17 protein-coding genes are annotated in these 16,539 nt (G+C 67.8%); 12 read left to right on the forward strand and 5 right to left on the reverse strand.

Annotation, left to right across the window (positions count from 1 at the left end):
• Window positions 1–986: 986 nt before the first annotated feature.
• A complete protein-coding gene (locus tag ABZS64_RS30265) occupies window positions 987–1,391 on the reverse strand; it encodes a GntR family transcriptional regulator (RefSeq protein ID WP_355836583.1) in 405 nt (134 codons plus the stop codon).
• A gap of 188 nt (window positions 1,392–1,579) precedes the next feature.
• Between ABZS64_RS30265 and ABZS64_RS30270 the strand changes: the two genes are divergently transcribed.
• From ABZS64_RS30270 to ABZS64_RS30300, 7 genes are all read left to right on the forward strand, one after another.
• Entirely contained in the window at window positions 1,580–1,930 is a 351-nt protein-coding gene (locus tag ABZS64_RS30270; RefSeq protein ID WP_355836586.1) for a hypothetical protein, read from the forward strand.
• An 83-nt stretch (window positions 1,931–2,013) separates the two neighbouring features.
• Window positions 2,014–2,139, forward strand: coding sequence for a hypothetical protein (locus tag ABZS64_RS30275; RefSeq protein ID WP_355836589.1), 126 nt, complete (start codon window positions 2,014–2,016; stop codon window positions 2,137–2,139).
• A complete protein-coding gene (locus tag ABZS64_RS30280) occupies window positions 2,136–3,545 on the forward strand; it encodes a cell division protein FtsK (protein WP_355836591.1) in 1,410 nt (469 codons plus the stop codon). The genes ABZS64_RS30275 and ABZS64_RS30280 overlap by 4 nt, the downstream gene beginning before the upstream one ends.
• A 44-nt stretch (window positions 3,546–3,589) precedes the next feature.
• A complete protein-coding gene (locus ABZS64_RS30285; RefSeq protein ID WP_355836594.1) occupies window positions 3,590–4,300 on the forward strand; it encodes a DUF2637 domain-containing protein in 711 nt (236 codons plus the stop codon).
• Window positions 4,301–4,458: 158 nt separating this feature from the next.
• Entirely contained in the window at window positions 4,459–5,946 is a 1,488-nt protein-coding gene (locus tag ABZS64_RS30290; RefSeq protein ID WP_355836597.1) for a replication initiator, read from the forward strand.
• Window positions 5,943–6,149, forward strand: a complete 207-nt coding sequence (locus ABZS64_RS30295) for a helix-turn-helix domain-containing protein (protein ID WP_355836600.1) — start codon at window positions 5,943–5,945, stop codon at window positions 6,147–6,149. The genes ABZS64_RS30290 and ABZS64_RS30295 overlap by 4 nt, the downstream gene beginning before the upstream one ends.
• Window positions 6,143–7,540: a site-specific integrase gene (locus tag ABZS64_RS30300; protein ID WP_355836603.1), complete on the forward strand. Its 1,398-nt coding sequence runs from the start codon at window positions 6,143–6,145 to the stop codon at window positions 7,538–7,540. The genes ABZS64_RS30295 and ABZS64_RS30300 overlap by 7 nt, the downstream gene beginning before the upstream one ends.
• Window positions 7,541–7,598: 58 nt before the next feature.
• Here ABZS64_RS30300 and ABZS64_RS30305 read toward each other — a convergent pair whose 3' ends face one another.
• Window positions 7,599–8,297 (reverse strand): hypothetical protein, encoded by a 699-nt coding sequence (locus ABZS64_RS30305; protein ID WP_355836606.1) that lies wholly within the window; start codon window positions 8,295–8,297, stop codon window positions 7,599–7,601.
• 170 nt (window positions 8,298–8,467) lie between these two features.
• On the opposite strand from ABZS64_RS30305, the gene ABZS64_RS30310 reads away from it, so the two are divergent.
• Window positions 8,468–9,487: a hypothetical protein gene (locus ABZS64_RS30310; RefSeq protein ID WP_355836609.1), complete on the forward strand. Its 1,020-nt coding sequence runs from the start codon at window positions 8,468–8,470 to the stop codon at window positions 9,485–9,487.
• Window positions 9,488–9,493: 6 nt separating this feature from the next.
• A complete protein-coding gene (locus tag ABZS64_RS30315) occupies window positions 9,494–10,129 on the forward strand; it encodes a hypothetical protein (protein ID WP_355836611.1) in 636 nt (211 codons plus the stop codon).
• A gap of 358 nt (window positions 10,130–10,487) precedes the next feature.
• Here the strand turns inward: ABZS64_RS30315 and ABZS64_RS30320 are convergent, their stop codons facing one another.
• The gene (locus tag ABZS64_RS30320) at window positions 10,488–12,017 is read right to left on the reverse strand and encodes a trypsin-like peptidase domain-containing protein (protein WP_355836614.1); all 1,530 of its coding nucleotides are present in this window, start codon (window positions 12,015–12,017) and stop codon (window positions 10,488–10,490) included.
• Window positions 12,018–12,263: 246 nt separating this feature from the next.
• Here ABZS64_RS30320 and ABZS64_RS30325 point away from each other — a divergent pair, with 246 nt between their 5' ends.
• From ABZS64_RS30325 to ABZS64_RS30335, 3 genes are all read left to right on the forward strand, one after another.
• Complete coding sequence (locus ABZS64_RS30325; RefSeq protein ID WP_355836617.1) at window positions 12,264–13,064, forward strand: glycerophosphodiester phosphodiesterase; 801 nt, start codon at window positions 12,264–12,266, stop codon at window positions 13,062–13,064.
• A 53-nt stretch (window positions 13,065–13,117) separates the two neighbouring features.
• A complete protein-coding gene (locus ABZS64_RS30330; RefSeq protein ID WP_355836620.1) occupies window positions 13,118–13,717 on the forward strand; it encodes an ATP-binding protein in 600 nt (199 codons plus the stop codon).
• Between the two features lie 136 nt (window positions 13,718–13,853).
• The gene (locus tag ABZS64_RS30335; protein WP_355836622.1) at window positions 13,854–14,846 is read left to right on the forward strand and encodes a DUF5926 family protein; all 993 of its coding nucleotides are present in this window, start codon (window positions 13,854–13,856) and stop codon (window positions 14,844–14,846) included.
• Between the two features lie 195 nt (window positions 14,847–15,041).
• On the opposite strand, the gene ABZS64_RS30340 is transcribed toward ABZS64_RS30335, so the two are convergent.
• Together ABZS64_RS30340 and ABZS64_RS30345 are read right to left on the reverse strand one after the other, a co-directional pair.
• Window positions 15,042–15,647 (reverse strand): hypothetical protein, encoded by a 606-nt coding sequence (locus ABZS64_RS30340; RefSeq protein ID WP_355836625.1) that lies wholly within the window; start codon window positions 15,645–15,647, stop codon window positions 15,042–15,044.
• Window positions 15,648–15,843: 196 nt separating this feature from the next.
• Window positions 15,844–16,527, reverse strand: a complete 684-nt coding sequence (locus ABZS64_RS30345) for a bifunctional DNA primase/polymerase (RefSeq protein ID WP_355836628.1) — start codon at window positions 16,525–16,527, stop codon at window positions 15,844–15,846.
• Window positions 16,528–16,539 lie beyond the last annotated feature (12 nt).

The raw sequence follows: 16,539 nt of genomic DNA on the forward strand, positions 1-16,539 counted from the left end.
TCCGGCGAACACAATCGCCGGAAGATCGTCTAGGGAAGACGTCAAGCATCACCCGACGCCAACCCGTCAACCATCAACTGAGACTCGACATGCTGCGCTGGGCTCCTGGCCGGTCGCTCGGCCCCATGCGTTGGTCCCGTCTTCCCGCCCGTTCCACAGTCCTCATGCCGCTCTGCCTCGTTAGATCAGCTTTCATGCCTATTTGTTCTGGCGGTCGCCGAAATTTATCCACAGGCAGGTGATTGCAAGATGCCGTTGCGGGGCTGGTCGGGACTTACCGGGCCATTCCGTGACTTTCTTGTGACCTTGTTCGGCCGCTCATGGTCGGCGTGGTGGTCGGTGGTGAGTGCTGAGCTGATTTCTACCCGGCGACTGTCACACCGACTGGCTTTCCGACACCTGTAGCAATCGAGAGGGGCTCTGACCGGGTCCCAACGCCGGAGCTGGAGGAGCGATGTGGATCAGCGGAAAGGCCGTCACACCGACGCGAACTTCGACACCCCTATGGGCAGTCCGCGATGGATCGGGCGACGCAACGCAGCGGCGATGTGCCGGTTAGCGAGACCGGGGATCCTCCGGACCCTTGATGCCCTGGCCGACGACTGGAAGGACGAGTGGCGTGAGCGCGAAGAGACACGGTCCCGCCTGGCGGGATGCGAAAGAAGGCTTTTGCCCGCCTGAAGGGAGCGCGGCACCACACGCCCCTTACGCGTCCGGTCCGGCCGGTACACCTAACTCAACAGCCGCACTGACGGCTTGCCGGGCGATACGGGCAAGCCCCGATGTGGCGGTGAATGACCGCTGGGCAAGCCTTCGGGCAAGCCCCCGGCGGTTGGCTGAACGCACTGCGCAGCAACGGCACATCAACGAACGGGCGGACATGAACGAGCACGAGGCAGCACGCATCGCGGCACGACTCAAGGAGGTGGAGGAGAAGGTGAAGCGACTGGAAGAGCTTGTGCGTCGGGTCGCCGAAAAGGGTCCCGCTACTTCTTCGACCCAGTAGCGCCGCCGAGTTGCTGGAAGACCTGCAACAGGCCGTCGAGTCTGGCGTTTATGGCATCCAGTCGTTCGGACAGCTCGACGTATTCCGGTGTGGGCATTCGCCCGCCGCTTGCCGCCTCGGGAGTGCCGGCCTTCGGGTCGGCCTCTGAGGGCAGGGGATCGGCAACGAAGTTGCCCCGACCCGGCATGGAGTAGATCAGACCTTCATCGCGCAGTATGCGTAGCGCGGACCGTGCGGTCATGTTCGCGATTTCGTAGGTCGCTTCGAGATCGCGCGACGACGGGACTCGCTCGCCCGGCTTGAGGCGCCCGGAACGGATCTGCCGCCGCAGCTCCTCGGCGACCAGGCGGTACGGAGGAGTGTCGGAATCCTTGGGCAGCTTCATATCCCGAGGGTAGCGGGCCTAGCCCGCCTCGTGCAGTAAGACCCTGATGCAGCACCACCCTGCCCAAACTGAGCTAGCCCACCTCTAGCGCGATGTGCGCTAGGCGCTTGACGCACTCATCGGACGTAGTGCACTGTTGATCTCGCTTCACCACCACGGCGGAGCACAGCCGAAAGGACGTAACACCCATGGCACGTATCCGTGTTGGCCTGCTCCCCACCGCAGCGTTCATGGTCGGCACCCTGCCGGTGCCGAAGTACGCGGACCAGGAGAAGACGCAGTTCGCGACCGACCGCGAGACCGGCGCGAAGCTCTACACGATCACCCTCTTCTTCATGGAGGAGGACCGCGCCGAGGCTCTGAAGATCACGGTCCCGGAGACCGGTCTCCCCAACGGCCTCAAGCCGGGTGTGCCGGTGATGCCGGTGGAGCTGTTCGCCACCCCGTGGGCGCGGATCTTCAACGGCTCGCTTTCGGACGGCATCGCCTACCGCGCGGCCCGCGTGGACCTGGCTGGCGCCGCTGCCGAGGCGGCGTGACCGGGTCCGCTTTCCGGTTCGGCGCTGAGCGCAGTTACCCGCTGCCTCACGCCGGACCGGACCCCCGGTTCAGCGAATCTCTCGTGACCTCGGTAGCGGCCGTACTCGTCGGCTACGGCTACCCCCGCCTCGCCGCTTGGGAGGACTGGGCGGCTCTCGAATCAGCCCTCGCGGCCTTCCTCTACAACCCTCAGGAGAACGGCATATGAAGAATCTCAACGACACGGCGGAAGGGGTCTTCGGCTGCGTCGGGCTGGTGCTGGCCGTCCTGGCCGTCTGGATGGTGTGGTGGGTGGTCCGCTACTTGCGCGCCGACGCCATGACCCGGCAGTCGATCCGACAGGCCGTGCGCGTGCGGCGGGGCTGGAAGCGCCTCGCGCCAATGCTCAAACTGTCGGCCACGGACAAGACCCCGACCGCACTGGCGTCGCTGGCGAACGCGGACGGCAAGCCCGTCAAGCCCCGCGTTCTCATCCCCGCGTTGAAGGTCGCGCATGACGCGTACGGGGTAATCGCACGGGCAACCTGCCTGCCCGGGGTGGGCCTGGAACAGTTCCAGAAGGCGGCCCCTCACCTGGCGGACGCGTGGCGCTGCACGCGGGTCGCGGTCACGCAGGAGCAGCCCGGATCGGTCGTTATCCGGGGTGTGCGGCTCGATCCACTGAAGTTCCCCACCGAGCACCGCCCCACGGGCGACGTGCCGGACGAGACGGCCCGGTGGGACCTCGGGTTGGACGAGTACGCACGGCCGGTGTCCGTGGACCTCACACAGGTGCCCGGTGTGACCCTGGCCGGCCTTCCCGGCTTCGGCAAGACCAGCCTGATCAATCGGCTTCTCTCGGACTGGGCGCCCTCGCCCGCAGTGCAGTTCGCCTGCGCCGACGGCAAGGTGTCCGCCGCGTTCGAAGGCGATTACGCCGACTGGGTGCAGCGCATGTTTGCCTTCGTGGGCGACGACTTGGAAGAGGCCAACAAGCTTTTCCGACAGTTGGTGGAGCTGCGGCGCGTGCGCTCGTCCTGGCTGCGCACGGTGCTCGGAACGAAGTCGATGTGGGACATCGGCCCGTCCGAGAACTGGCCGCTGGTCGTGCTGATCATCGACGAAGCCCACACCTACTTCCGCGACCACAAGGGCAGCGACCCGAAGACCAAGAAGCTCGCCGCGCTCGCTGCCGAGAACGCCCGGCTCGTGGAAGACCTGGTGAAGAAGGGGCGCTCGGTGGGGATGCTCGTCATCCTCGCCACCCAGAAGTCCACCGGCGACGCGATACCGACCTTCATCCGCGACGTGTGCCCCGTGGGCCTGAGCTTCGCGCAGAAGACCGCTGAGGCCGCTGTCGCCGCTCTCGGCGAGGAGATCAGGGAGTGGCCCGATGCCAACCCGATCAACCTCCAGGACCCGACCTATGTCGGCGTCGCCTCCATGAATCACCAGTCGCAGCGCGGCTTCACCCGCATCCGCACCCCCTACGTGCCGGACGCAGACGCCGCTCACGTCGCTGACACCACCGCCTACCTGACCGCCGACCCCTACTCGCTCCTGAAAGCGCTCCTCGGCCCCCGCATAGGAGACAAGGACGTGGACTTGAACAAGCCTGACGCCGCCGCGGCCTGACCCCCGCACCGCCCGCCACGCAGCACCGAAAGGAGGTGAACCCTTTGGCAGAGGACCGGATCACTCAGCGCACCATCACCGCCGTGATGATCGTCATCGCCGCGCTGGCGTTCGTCTTCTCCTTCGGCAACGTATGGTCCCTCGCCCTGCGCCTGGGCGTCCCTGGGCCGATCGCACCGCTCATCGCCCCGATGGTGGACCTGTCCGTGGTCGGCCTCCTGGTCGCCCTGCGCTATCTCTCCCTGCGCGGACTGCCCGCCGAACAGATGACGGCCGCCACCCGGCTGATGCACTTCTCCGGGCTCCTGACCCTGGCCCTCAACGTCGCCGAACCGATCACCGCCGGACACTACGGCCGAGCAGCCGTGGACGCCGTGGCTCCTCTGCTCCTGCTCGGCTGGGGCGCCGTTGGCCCGCAGCTCCTGCGCGCCTTCCACGCCGTCACCCGGCCAGCCGACCCGGCCTCCGGGCCGGACTGGATCGAGCAGCAGCCTGAGACGGCCTCCAACCCTGCCCCCTCTGCGGCGCCATTCACAGTCCCGGCCCTGCCCGTCACACCGGGAGCGCCCTCAGCCCCGGTCGTTCCGGCTCCTGCCTCGCCCGCGGTCAAGGTGCCCGAGCCGCTGCTGATCGAAGCACGCTCCATCGCCACGTCCCACCACGCCGAGCACGGCGAAACGATTACCCCGGCTCAGCTCAAGACGCGACTCGGCATCGGCCTGCCCATGGCCACCGCCCTCCACGCCGCCCTTTAGGGCCGCACCCTCCGCCAGCCTTCCGGCACCCCCCACGCTCGCCCGCCCACCCCTGGGCCCGACTTGCCATGCGCATGCCTGCGGGCAGCAGCCCGAGCGCACTGAATCGCTGCTGCCCGCAGGCTCACCCTCACGCCAGAAGGGAGACCCCGCCACCCATGCGCCGCCCCCTCGACCTGCACCACGTGATCAGCCCCGGCCTGCGGGACCTGATCGAACTGGCCAACACCCACGACTTCGATCGCGTCACCGAACAAGTCCGGAACCTGCGCGGCTGCACCCAGCCCGTCAACCTCCACGGCTGGACGGTCACCACCGACCAGACCACCAAGCAAGTGGTCCGCTCCTACCGTTCCGAAGACGAACCCTCCGGACGCCTCCTCACCACCTGCGGTAACCGCCGCGCATCCCGCTGCCCCGCTTGCTCGCGCCTCTACGCCGCCGACACCTACCACTTGATCAAGACCGGACTGTCCGGCGGCAAGAACGTCGCCGAAACCGTCCGTGACCACCCCCGAGCCTTCGTCACCCTCACCGCCCCCTCCTTCGGCCCCGTCCACCACCGCAAGACCGATACCGCGGGCAAGACCCGCCCTTGCCGCTGCGGCATCCACCACGCCGAGGACGACCCGGTGTTGGGCACCCCGCTGGCCCCAGCCACGTACGACTACACCGGCGCCGTGCTGTGGAACGCGCACGCCGGAGCACTGTGGGCACGCTTCACCACCTACCTTCGCCGTGCCCTCGCCGAACACCTCGGCATGACGCAGAAGGCGTTGAACACCGCCCTCCGCATCTCCTTCGCCAAGGTCGCCGAGTACCAGAAGCGCGGCCTGGTCCACTTCCACGCCGTGGTCCGCTTCGACGGACCCGACGGGCACACCACCTCGCCCCCGCCCTGGGCCACCTTTGATGTCCTGCGCGCCGCTGTGGGGATGGCGCGGGAGCGTGCCCGGCTCACCATCGCTTCAGACGCCATCGGCGAACGCATCATCACCTGGGGCAGCCGCTTCAAAGTCGACCCCATCACCGCCCTGGGCGACGGCGAACTCACCGACGCCAGGGTGGCTGAGTACACAGACGCCAAGGTCGCTGGGTACATCGCCAAGTACGCCACCAAGAACGCCGAGGGCGCAGGGACCGTAGACCGCACCCTCATGTGCCGCCCCTGCGCCGGACGCGGCTACGTACGTGGCCCCGATCGCTTCCACGACCGCTGCACCGACTGCGATGGCACCGGACAAGCCGACCCCATCAAGGCCCTGCCCGTCCAGCAGCACGTCCGGCAGATGATCCGTACCGCCTGGAACCTCGGGCACCTGCCGGAGTTCGCCGACCTAAAGCTCTGGAAATGGGCCCACATGCTCGGCTTCCGCGGCCACTTCTCTACCAAGTCCCGCGCCTACTCCACCACCCTCGGCGCGCTCCGTGACGTACGCCGCGCCTGGCGTCTCGCCCAGGCCGAAGCCGCCCGTGCCCGCGCCGGCCTCCCCGTCAACGACGAGAACACCGCCCTCGTCACTGCCTCCTCGTGGGCCTACCTCAGCAGCGGCTACCGCCCCGGCGAAGAACTCCTAGCCGCCCAAGTCCGCCACGAGATCGCCCACGCCCAGCACACCAAGTCCGAAGGAGAGCCCTGGCTGTGATCACTCCGACCAAGGCCGATAGGCAGACGCTGAAGCTGGTCGAAGCGCTGGCTGAGATCGGTGTGTCCCGCGCCGCCTTCTACCGGATGCGTGCTCGGGGGCAAGCGCCCAGGCACTTGAAGCTGCCCAACGGTCAGATCCGTATACGCAGGACAGACCTCGACGCCTGGTTCGACGCTTGCGAGGTGCAGGAAGCGTGCTGACCTACGACGTTCAGATCTGGGGCATCCGCAAGCGGGCCAACCGTGCGGCGGCCTATCAACTCCGGTGGCGGGTCGGCCCCCGGCCCTTCTCCAAGAGCTACAAGATCAAGGCTCAGGCGGACGGCCGACGCTCGCAGCTGATGACTGCCCTGCGCAACCGCGAGCAGTTCGACACAGAATCCGGCCTACCCGCCTCGGAGGTGCAGGCGCTCAACTCCTCCACCTGGTACGCCCACACTCGCGCGTACGCCGAAATGAAGTGGCCGGGCGCCTCGGCCAAGCACCGCGCGAGCATCGCTGACACGCTCGCCACCATCACGCCGAAGCTGGTCAAAGACACCCGTGGTGCTCCCGCTCCGAAGGTGCTCCGCCTCGCGCTCTACTCGTGGGTCTACCGGTTCGTCCTGGGCGATGATGGAACGCTGAGGCCCCGTCTCGACGTCGAAGAACCGCCTGCCGACATCGTGGCCGCGCTGGACTGGATCGGTCGAAAGTCCGTAGACATGACCGCCCTCAGCACGCCCTCAGTGGTCCGTACGGCACTCGACGCGCTGAAGCTGAAGCAGGACGGCACGGCCGCTGCCGAGAACACGGTGAACCGCAAGCGGACGGTCTTCAGCAACTGTCTCCGATACGCGGTGGAACGGGAGTTGCTGACGTCCCTGCCCTTCGACAGGGTCGACTGGACCGCGCCCGAGACCGACGACGAGATCGACTTCCGGTTCGTCCCCGGCCCCAAGCTGGCAAAGGCGTTGATCAACTCTGTCGGCGAGCAGGGCGAACGCGGACGGCACTTGATGGCGTTCTTCGGCTGCCTCTACTACGCGGCCAACCGCCCTGGTGAGGCGGCCAGTCTGCGTGAGGACGACTTCACCCTTCCCCAGGAGGGCTGGGGCGAAGTCCTGCTCTCCACAAGCATGGCCCGGGTCGGCTCCGGATGGACCGATACGGGCGAGTCGTTCGATACGCGCGGTCTGAAGAAGCGGGCCCGCAAGGCAACCCGGCCGGTGCCGATTCCGCCGATTCTCGTGCGCCTGGTCCGCGAGCACCTCAAGGAGTTCGGCACCGCCGAAGACGGCCGGCTCTTTCGCGCGGCCCAGGGCGGCCACCTCTTGTCCAAGGAGTACGGGGAGGCGTGGAAGGCCGCCCGGCTCGCAGTGCTGACGGAGCCCGAAGCAGCCTCGCCCCTGGCTGACGTGCCGTACTCCCTACGCCACGCGGGCGTCTCGCTCTGGCTTGAGTCCGGCGTCTCCCCGGCCGAAGTCGCACGCCGTGCAGGCCACAGCATCGCGGTCCTGTTCCGCTTCTACGCCAAGGCCATCCATCGGAGCCAGGAGCGCTCGAATGACCAGATCCAGCGTGCTCTGGATGCGGCGGAGCACGACGCCTGAGCCAGCCTCGCTGTGTAAGGGTGCCGTCCCGGTGCGGCACCCCTACCCCTCATTGGTGTCAACTCGCGGTCTCGCCATTGCCGGACGCCGAACTCTCCTGAAGCTTCGCCAGCAGCGCTCCGAGGGCAGCTTCCGCTTTGCGGAGATCGTCCTTGGTTCGATCACTTGGCCTGTTGCTGTATGCAATGTATGAGCCGGGGCTAATGATGTGCCCTGCACGAATGGTGAAGACGAGCAGTGGTTGCCAAACCCGGTAACGCCTGAGAACGCGGTCGAGCAACCTCCGGTGTCCCAGGCGGACTTCGATGACAGCCCTGTAGTCACGGGCCTCGGGCACGAACCCAGGGAACGGCGCCCCGAACTCGATGAACACCTGATCGGCCTTTCTCCCGCCGACAGCGAACGGAGCAGGCAGCCGCATGCCGTCTTCCGACTCTGGCCTGAGGCGGTCACGCGTGCTCGTCCATGGCAAAGGCAGTACAGATCGCTCTTCGTCCGGAAACGACAATCGAAGGTCCACAACGACGATGGCCCTGGCTCCCGTGTTCAAGAGCACAAGAGGAAAGCGAAGCCGAGCCATCTGCGGCGTCACCGCAGCAGCGAACGAGTGCGGTTCCCAGCTCCTCAGGACGCCCTGACGGGCATTAAGCCACCAAAAGGACGCCACAGTAAACACCAGGGCACACGCCGTCACAACAGCGGCCGCAGGAAGAGAACCGTTGCTCTGTTGCGCCACGGCAAGTAGCAGACCCGTCACGTTCGAGAGTGTGTCACTTGCAGGAGAACTTCTCCGACGATCTGCAAGAACTAGCAGGTCAAGCACACGCGATTACTACACCTGGACCGAGCGACAACCACCATCGGCGTTGAAGGCCACCCCCAGTGGGCGTGCGGGACAAGACAGGAATCAGGGATGGTGCGCAGACCATGGAGCATCTGCTGCCCATCCCGGCCCGATTGTCAGTCCTCGGGCGTAGCCTGCGCGCGGGCCAGGACACTGACGCGCCAGGCCAACTCCCAGTACTGGAGGAGGGGGACATGCAACTCTCACCTGAGCAACGATTCGCCAAATTGGCGCGCTGGACGAACCCACCGAGCAAAGCGGAGGAGGAGCGCCTTGAGCGCGCCCGCCGCATGGTGACCCGCGCGGTGCAGCAACATCCCCAGTTCGCCGACCTCGGACTCAGCGTCGAGGCGAAGGGCTCTTGGGCGAACAACACGAACGTGAGTCGCGACAGCGACGTCGACATCAAAGTGGAGTTCACCCAGCGCGCGTACCAGGGCTCCTCAGCGAGCGGGATGAGTTTTTGGGAGCTGGCGCTGCATCCCAACAGTTACAAGGGTCCCTGGACACCCGAAGCATTCCGGCAGGAGCTCGGGGTAGCGCTGAAGGGGGTCTCCAGCGCTGTAGACGCAACACACAATGTCGCCTTCTACGTACCGGATGTTCCCGGCAGCCGCCCCAGCACAGACGTGGTCCCGTGCTTCACGTACCTTCACCAACGCGGCTGGGGCCGTCCCACCCAGGGCACCGTCGTCTTCACGAAGGACGGCCACCACATCGTCAACTGGTCCCACCAGCAGCTGATCAACGGCCGGGAGAAGAACAAGAGCACCAATCACCGTTACAAGTTCGCTGTCCGCGCGCTGAAGGCGATTGAGAACGATCTGGTGCAGCTCGGCAAGATCGAGGACCTCCCGTCTTACTTCATGGAGTGTCTGATCTATAACGTCCCCGACTCGGTGCTCACGGCTGGTTCCCTCGACACGGCCTTCAAGGGAGCGCTGACCCACCTGCGCCAACAGTTCAGCTACTGGTGGGGAAACCCGGACGCTTTGGTCGAACCGAACGAGATCAAGAAGCTCTTCCAGAGCGGCCAGAAGTGGAAGACGGACGATGCCCGCCGACTCCTCAATGCGGCGTGGCACTACCTCAACTACGGATGACCGCCGATGACTTCACCAGCCCGGTCCATACGCTGGGGCGCGGCAGCCGCCTCCAGCGTCTACGGCGTCCTGCTCTATCTACTGGGCCTACGCCCTGACCAAGAGCTGAAGTACGCCTTCGCTTACGTTCCTGCAGTCCTGGGTTACCTGGTTCTGGTCTTCGACAAGTGGGCCTGGCGCTGGCCCGGCGTCCACAGGATCACCGGGCACCCACGCCTGGATGGCACTTGGCGCACGACGCTCACTCCAAGCGTCGAAAGCCACATCCCCGCCGGTGGCAACCGAGGCCCCATCCGGGCCTATCTCGCAGTCGAGCAGTCCTACTGGAGCCTGCACGTCACGCTGCGCACTGCGGAGAGCAGCTCCCGCTCCAGCAACGCGACCGTCGATAAGACCGACGGATCAGGTATCTCCGAACTGCGATTTCTCTACGAGAACATCCCACAGGTTGCCCACCAGCAGCGCAGCCCTCGGCACACCGGTGCCGGCCGGTTGAGCCTGGCAGGTAGAAACCCTACGGCGCTCACCGGCCGTTACTACACCGATCGCTTCACTGCTGGTGACATGGAACTGGTTCTGATCAGCAGGACCACCGACTACAGCACCTTCGCTCAGGCCGCAGCAGCAGACACCATGCCCTGATGCCCATAGCTCAGCACGGTGGACCGCGGTCCACACCTGGTCCACACGCACTGATGAACTACGCGACAGAGTCGCGCCAAGGTGAGACAGGCGCATGCAGAAGGGGCGCCCCTCAACGAGAAGCACCCCTTCTGACAAGCACGTCTATGACCTGCGGAGTCGGTGCGATCCGAACCCACGGGTGCGCTTTCGTGGCCTCGCGTTTTTCAAGACCGTTCCCTTAGGCCGCTCGGGCAACCCACCCACGCCCCAACCACCTGCGGCGGAGCGGGCTACAGACTACCGGCCCCGCGTCGTGCGTCGCAGCCGCCTTCTTCCGCACCAAGGGGCCCTGGGGCGAACCCAGGAAGCAGCAGGGTCAGCTGTCGCCCGTGCGCTTGCCCAGGACGACCTCCGCCGTGTGTTCCTTGCCGTCGCGCTCGTACGTCAGCGTCACCTTGTCGCCCGGCTTGTGGTTCCAGATTTCGCTGATCAGCGTCGGGCCGCTGTCGACCGGCTTGCCGTTGAACTTGGTGATCACGTCGTCCGCCTTGAGACCCGCCTTCGCGGCCGGGCCGCCCGGGCTCACCGCCGGGGTGCCGCCCGTGCCCTGGGTGGCGATCTTGGCGCCCGAGTCCTTGCCCGACATGTCGACCGTCGCGCCGATCACCGGGTAGACCGGCTTGCCCGTCTTGATCAGCTGTTCGGCGACGTTCTTCGCCTGGTTGATCGGGATGGCGAAGCCGAGGCCGATCGAGCCTGCCTGTGTCTGGCCGAGGCCGCTGCCCGCCGACTGGATCGCGGAGTTGATGCCGATCACCGCGCCGCTTGAATCGAGCAGCGGGCCGCCGGAGTTGCCCGGGTTGATCGAGGCGTCGGTCTGCAGGGCGCTCATGTACGAGTTCTTGCCGCTGGAGCCGTCGCCCGAGGCGACCGGGCGGTTCTTCGCGCTGATGATGCCGGTGGTGACGGTGTTCGACAGGCCGAAGGGGGCGCCGATCGCGATGGTCGAGTCGCCGACCGCGACCTGCTCGGAGTTGCCGAGGGCCAGCGGGTTCAGGCCCGAGGGCGCGTTCTTGAGCTTCAGTACGGCGACGTCGTAGCCCTGTGCCCGGCCGACCACTTCGGCGTCGTACTTCTTGCCGTTGGAGAAGGTCGCGGACAACGTGCCGCCGTCGGCCGCGGAGGCCACCACATGGTTGTTGGTGAGGATGTGGCCTTCCTTGTCGTAGACGAAGCCGGTGCCCGTGCCGCCCTCGCTCTCACTGCTGTCGCCGGTGCCGCCTCCGCTCGCCTTCGCTTCAATGGTGACCACGCTCGGCAGCGCCTTGGCAGCGACCGCGGCGACCGTGCCCGGCTCGCGCTTGAAGTCCTTGGGGGCCGCCGCGGCGGAGATGGTGGTCGAGTCGGGGGTGTCGTCGTTGCGCTCGGCGGCCCAGTAGCCGATACCGCCGCCGACGCCGCCCGCGACAAGGGCGGCGACGAGCACCGCGGCGACCAGTCCGCCGGAACGTTTGCGCGGGGGCTCCGCGACCTGGGCCGGTGCTCCCCAGACCGGGCCGCCGCCGCTGTCGCCGCCCCCGTGGGAGCCGCTCCCGTAGGAGGGGAGTGCGGGCGGGGGCGGGGGCCAGGCGGCTCCCTGCGGCTGGGCCGCGGTCGGCGGGGCGGCGGGTACGGGACCGGGCAGCGGCGCGGTGGCGGGCTCGGGCTGGGGGGAGTGCCCGGGCTCGTCGACCGCGGCCGCTGCCGGCTCTGTGGTGTGTGTGGTCCCGTTCGAATAAGCCGTCTGAGCCGTCCCGGCTCCCTCTGTGGACGCAGTCGTGCCCGCGGGAGCGGCGGCCGGCACAGGAGGTAGCGACGGGGCGGCCGGAACCGCAGTGCCCTCGTTGCCCTCGTTCTCGGTGCTCACAGCTCTTTCTCCTCAGGTTCCACGTCGTCTTCAGGTTCCACGTCAGTCTTCGGCAAGAGTCCGCTGTTGGCGCCGTCGCTCCGCAGGTGTCTGCGGACAGCTTTTCCCACAGCACGTCAGGCCACTGTAAGCAGGACCTGTGTGTATCTCCGTAATCCTTTACTTCCGGCAAAACGGACGCATCTTCACCGCCGCCGGTTGGCCCCCCTGCAAGCGCCTACCCCGTCGCGGTGACACCATGACGCGGTGACTCAAGCACGACAGCACAACATCCAGGTCGTCGCCCACCGAGGCGCCTCCGAAGACGCGCCCGAGCACACGCTGGCCGCGTACAAGAGGGCGATCGAGGACGGCGCGGACGCCCTCGAGTGCGATGTACGGCTCACCGCGGACGGCCATCTCGTCTGTGTCCACGACCGGCGCGTCAATCGCACCTCCAACGGCCGCGGCGCCGTCTCCGCCCTGGAGCTCGCGGATCTCGCCACTCTCGACTTCGGTTCGTGGAAGGACAGCGAGGAGAGCCCCGACTGGGGAGACCCGTCCTTCACCTCCGTACTGACCCTTGAGCGCCTCCTTGAGCTGGTGGCCGACTCTGGGCGCCGCATCGAGCTGGCCATCGAGACCAAGCACCCCACCCGCTGGGCGGGCCAGGTGGAGGAGCGGCTGATTCAGCTGCTCGGCCGCTTCGGACTGGCCGATCCGACCGCGGCCGACGACTCGCCCGTACGGATCATGAGTTTCTCGGCCCGCTCCCTGCACCGGGTGGCCGCCGCCGCGCCGAACATCCCCACCGTCTATCTGATGCAGTTCGTGACGCCGCGGCTGCGCGACGGGCGGCTGCCCGCCGGCGCACGGATCGCCGGCCCGGGGATGCGGATCGTACGCAACCACCCCGGCTACATCGCCCGGCTGCACCGTGCGGGCCATCGCGTGCACGTCTGGACGGTCAATGAGCCGGAGGACGTCGAGCTCTGCGCCCGCCTCGGCGTGGAGGCGATCATCACCAATCGCCCCAAACAGGTGCTGTCCCAGCTGGGTCGCCTTTAACTCTGATTACAGGGAGTGCACCGGCGCGTTCGGTCCGTATTCGATCGTTACGAGTGCGTCACTGGCCCGCCCTTGGCCGGTTTCCGGTCCAGTCCATTGGGGCATTCACACCGTGGCGTGGGGCAAAGGAGGTCTCGGGGGTGGCGTTGGTGGTGGCACAGGTGGTGCCCACGTCGTCGAGCATGGCCGTACCCCATGGCCCTGCGGGCGTGGGTGAGGCAAGACACCGGATGCGTGAGCAATTGCGACGCAGTGGGGTGTCCGAATCGGTCGTCGACGATGCAGTTCTGATCCTTTCCGAACTTCTCAGCAACGCATGCCGCCACGGCAGGCCGCTGAACCACGCAGAGGTGGGCGACGGCGACATCCGCGCAGACTGGCGCGTCGACACGGCAGGCCGGCTCACCGTGGAAGTGACAGACGGGGGCGGTCCCACCCGACCGGTTCCGGCCACGCCGTCGGTCACCGCGCGCGGCGGCCGCGGGCTCAACATCATCAGCGCACTGGCCCAGGACTGGGGTGTCCGGGACAGCGCGGTCGGCGAGGTCACGGTGTGGGTGATCGTCACCGAAGGGCATCGCCGCGAGGATTTCGCTACGCGCGTCGCAGGCCCCCGCTTCGACTACGCGGACTCCTACGACGACCTCGACTGAAGCGAGGACCGGATCCGGCACCACCGGTTCGGCACAACCGGCCGCACCACTGTGGGCCGCTGCTCCCCGGTGACGGCGGCGGAGGACTAGGCTCGCGCCCGACAGTGCACCACCGCAGCCGGGAGAGAGCCGCACCATGGCGAAGAAGCGTCCCCAGACGAAGGCCGTCAGGCCGCAGACGAGCAGCGGGGCCCGCGCCGCGGGCGCTGACGTGAACGTCCCGGTCGTCGGGGCCCGCGAGCCCTGCCCGTGCGGCTCGGGCCGCCGCTACAAGGCCTGTCACGGCCGGGCCGCCGCGCACGCCGTGACCGAACTGGTCCAGCGTCCCTTCGAGGGACTGGCCGGCGAGTGCGACTGGGTCGCCCTGCGCGAGCTGGTGCCCGCCGCGACCGTGGCCCTGACCCTGAAGGGCGGACTGCCCGAGGGCGTGCCCTCCGTGACCCTGGCGACCGTACTGCCGATGGCCTGGCCCGCGCTGCGCCGCGACGACGGCTCCGTGCTGCTCGGCCTGCAGAACGACACGTCATCCGGCAATCTGAGCCGCGATCTCGCCGACACCCTGCGGCGGGCGCTGACCGCCGAGCCCGGCTCCCCGGTCGCCGCCCAGCGGGTTCCCGCCGACGGCCCCCGGCTTCAGGATCTTCTCGACGAGAGCGCCGCCTTCGAGCCGGCCGTCCACTCCGGCTTCGAGTTCTGGATCCCGGACTCCACGGACAACGCCAGCCCCGAGGTCGCTGCATCGCTGGAGCGCGCGAACGCCGCCGCGATCCCGACCGTGAAGCTCTCCGGCGTCGACGCCGCGTACTGGTGCGAGACCCCGGAGAAGAACCATCTGCGCTGGGTCATGCCGCACCCCGAGGAGCAGCTCCTGGACGCGCTCGCCCGGCTGCATGCCGCAGGGACTTCCTCGCTCGGCGAGGACACCCGGCTGGTCGGCTCCTTCCGTGCGCACGGGCTGATGGTCCCGGTCTGGGACCTGCCGAGCGGGATGGGCGCCGAGGAGTGCGAGAAGCCCGCGGCCGAGCTCGCCGAGCGGCTCGCCAAGGCTCTGGAGACCGATGCTCCGCTGACCGCCGAGGAGCGCCGGGCGCGCGGCGGGCTCACCAACCGCCAAGTCACGCTGAGCTGAGAGTGACGGTTTCTGTCGACCGATAGGTGACTCCAGTCACAACTCGCCCTATGGACAGGTAAATCCCTGTCCGAATACCCGAGATCGAATTTGCGAACTGCCGATCTCTTGTTACGGTTCTAGAAGCCCGGTCGCTGGTGCATCCCCCGTCGCCAGCGACCGGGCGCTTCCATTTCCGCGGAACGGCCGATTCCGTCAACGGCCCGCCGGAGCACCCGAGTTGCTCCCCGATCGCAGCAGCAGCGGCCCTTCGCCCGCCTCGTCCGCAGTTGCGAACTCCGCCACCGCCGAATACTCCGCAAAAGCCCCTCGCGAGGGCTCACGAGGCGTCTGACAGGCATCCGGTTCGTCGCCCGCCTCGACCACACAGTTGGTCTGCAAAGTGCGCCCGCCGGGCCCCATCAGAGTGAGTACGGAACTCAATTCCTCGCCCGTCGCATTGCGGTAGTAGGTACGCGCCCAGGTGTCGCGCCCCTCCCTCAGCACGCAGGTCTGTGCCTCGACGCCGTCGGGAGAGGTGAGTTCCGGCCCACATCGCGCGGATGTCTGGGGGGCAGTGGCCCCGGTCACATCCGAGGGCCCTGCGGGGTCGGAGGCGTCGGAAGCGGCGGTTCCGCCGGCGGAGTCGAGCGCGGACAGCAGGCCCTGCTCCGGTTCGGTCCTGCTATTCGGCTTCGCCTCGTCCGCGGGCGCAGCGCCGGTTCCCGGCCAGAATCCCTCGCTCGGTCCTGCGGACGCGGCCAGCGGCAGCAGCGCGGTGAACACCACGACGGCGGAGAGCCCGATCATGCGGAGATTCATGGGTCCACCTGCCGACTGCGCGGAAATTGTTGATGGTGGGCCGAAGATAGCGACGGAATGCGGGCCCCCGGGGTGCCGCGCGCCCAATTCCCGTGCAACTCGGGCCGGCTCCTACCCGTACGAGTGAAGGAGCCGGCTCGGATCAGTGCACGCGATCAGTAGGCGGTGTCCGTGCGCTCTGTGTCATGGCGCGCGGTCAGTAGGCGAGGCGGCTGCCGCCGTCCGGCGCGATGGTGCTCGCCTCGACCAGCGCGTCCACCACCGCCTCCACGTCCGGCAGCCAGGGGGCGGCCGAGCCGGGCAGCGGCGCCCGCTCCCAGCGAACCTGTCCCGTCCCCGCCTCCGAGGGCGGCAGCACCAGATAGCCGCCCTCTCCGTGGAAGCGCAGCGAACTGGGCACGCAGTCCTTGACGAAGAGAAGCTCACCGAGCTGTTCGAGGGTGTACGGAGCGACTAGGAGCGACCAGCGGGTGGGTGTCGCCACAACCGGGCCGAGCCGCATGCCCATCCGGTCGAGGGCCGACAGTGCACGGGCGCCGGCGACCGCGGGCAGGCTGACTGCGCACGGCGCGCGTCCGCCGGTGGCCAGCATGATCGGAGCGGTGGGCCGGTTGGTCCACCACCAGCGCACCATCCGCTCGTCCGTCGTCGCCGCGAGGATTCCGGGGTCGAAGGGGTGCGCGCCGGGTACGACGCACTCGGGATCGGGGCAGGCGCAGCCGCGCCCGCGGTCACCGCGACTTCCGGCCGCTTTCAGTCCCACACCGGGGAGTACGGGCCATTGCCACTCGGCGGCGCAGGTGAGCGCCGCTTCGAGCTGTACAGGCCCCCTCTTGCGCCGGAACCGGAGCCTGCGTCGCCTTCCGAGGATCTCGCGCATGAGCGCTCGTTC

The sequence above is a fragment of the Streptomyces sp. NPDC005408 genome (assembly GCF_040606445.1).
Classification (GTDB): domain Bacteria; phylum Actinomycetota; class Actinomycetes; order Streptomycetales; family Streptomycetaceae; genus Streptomyces.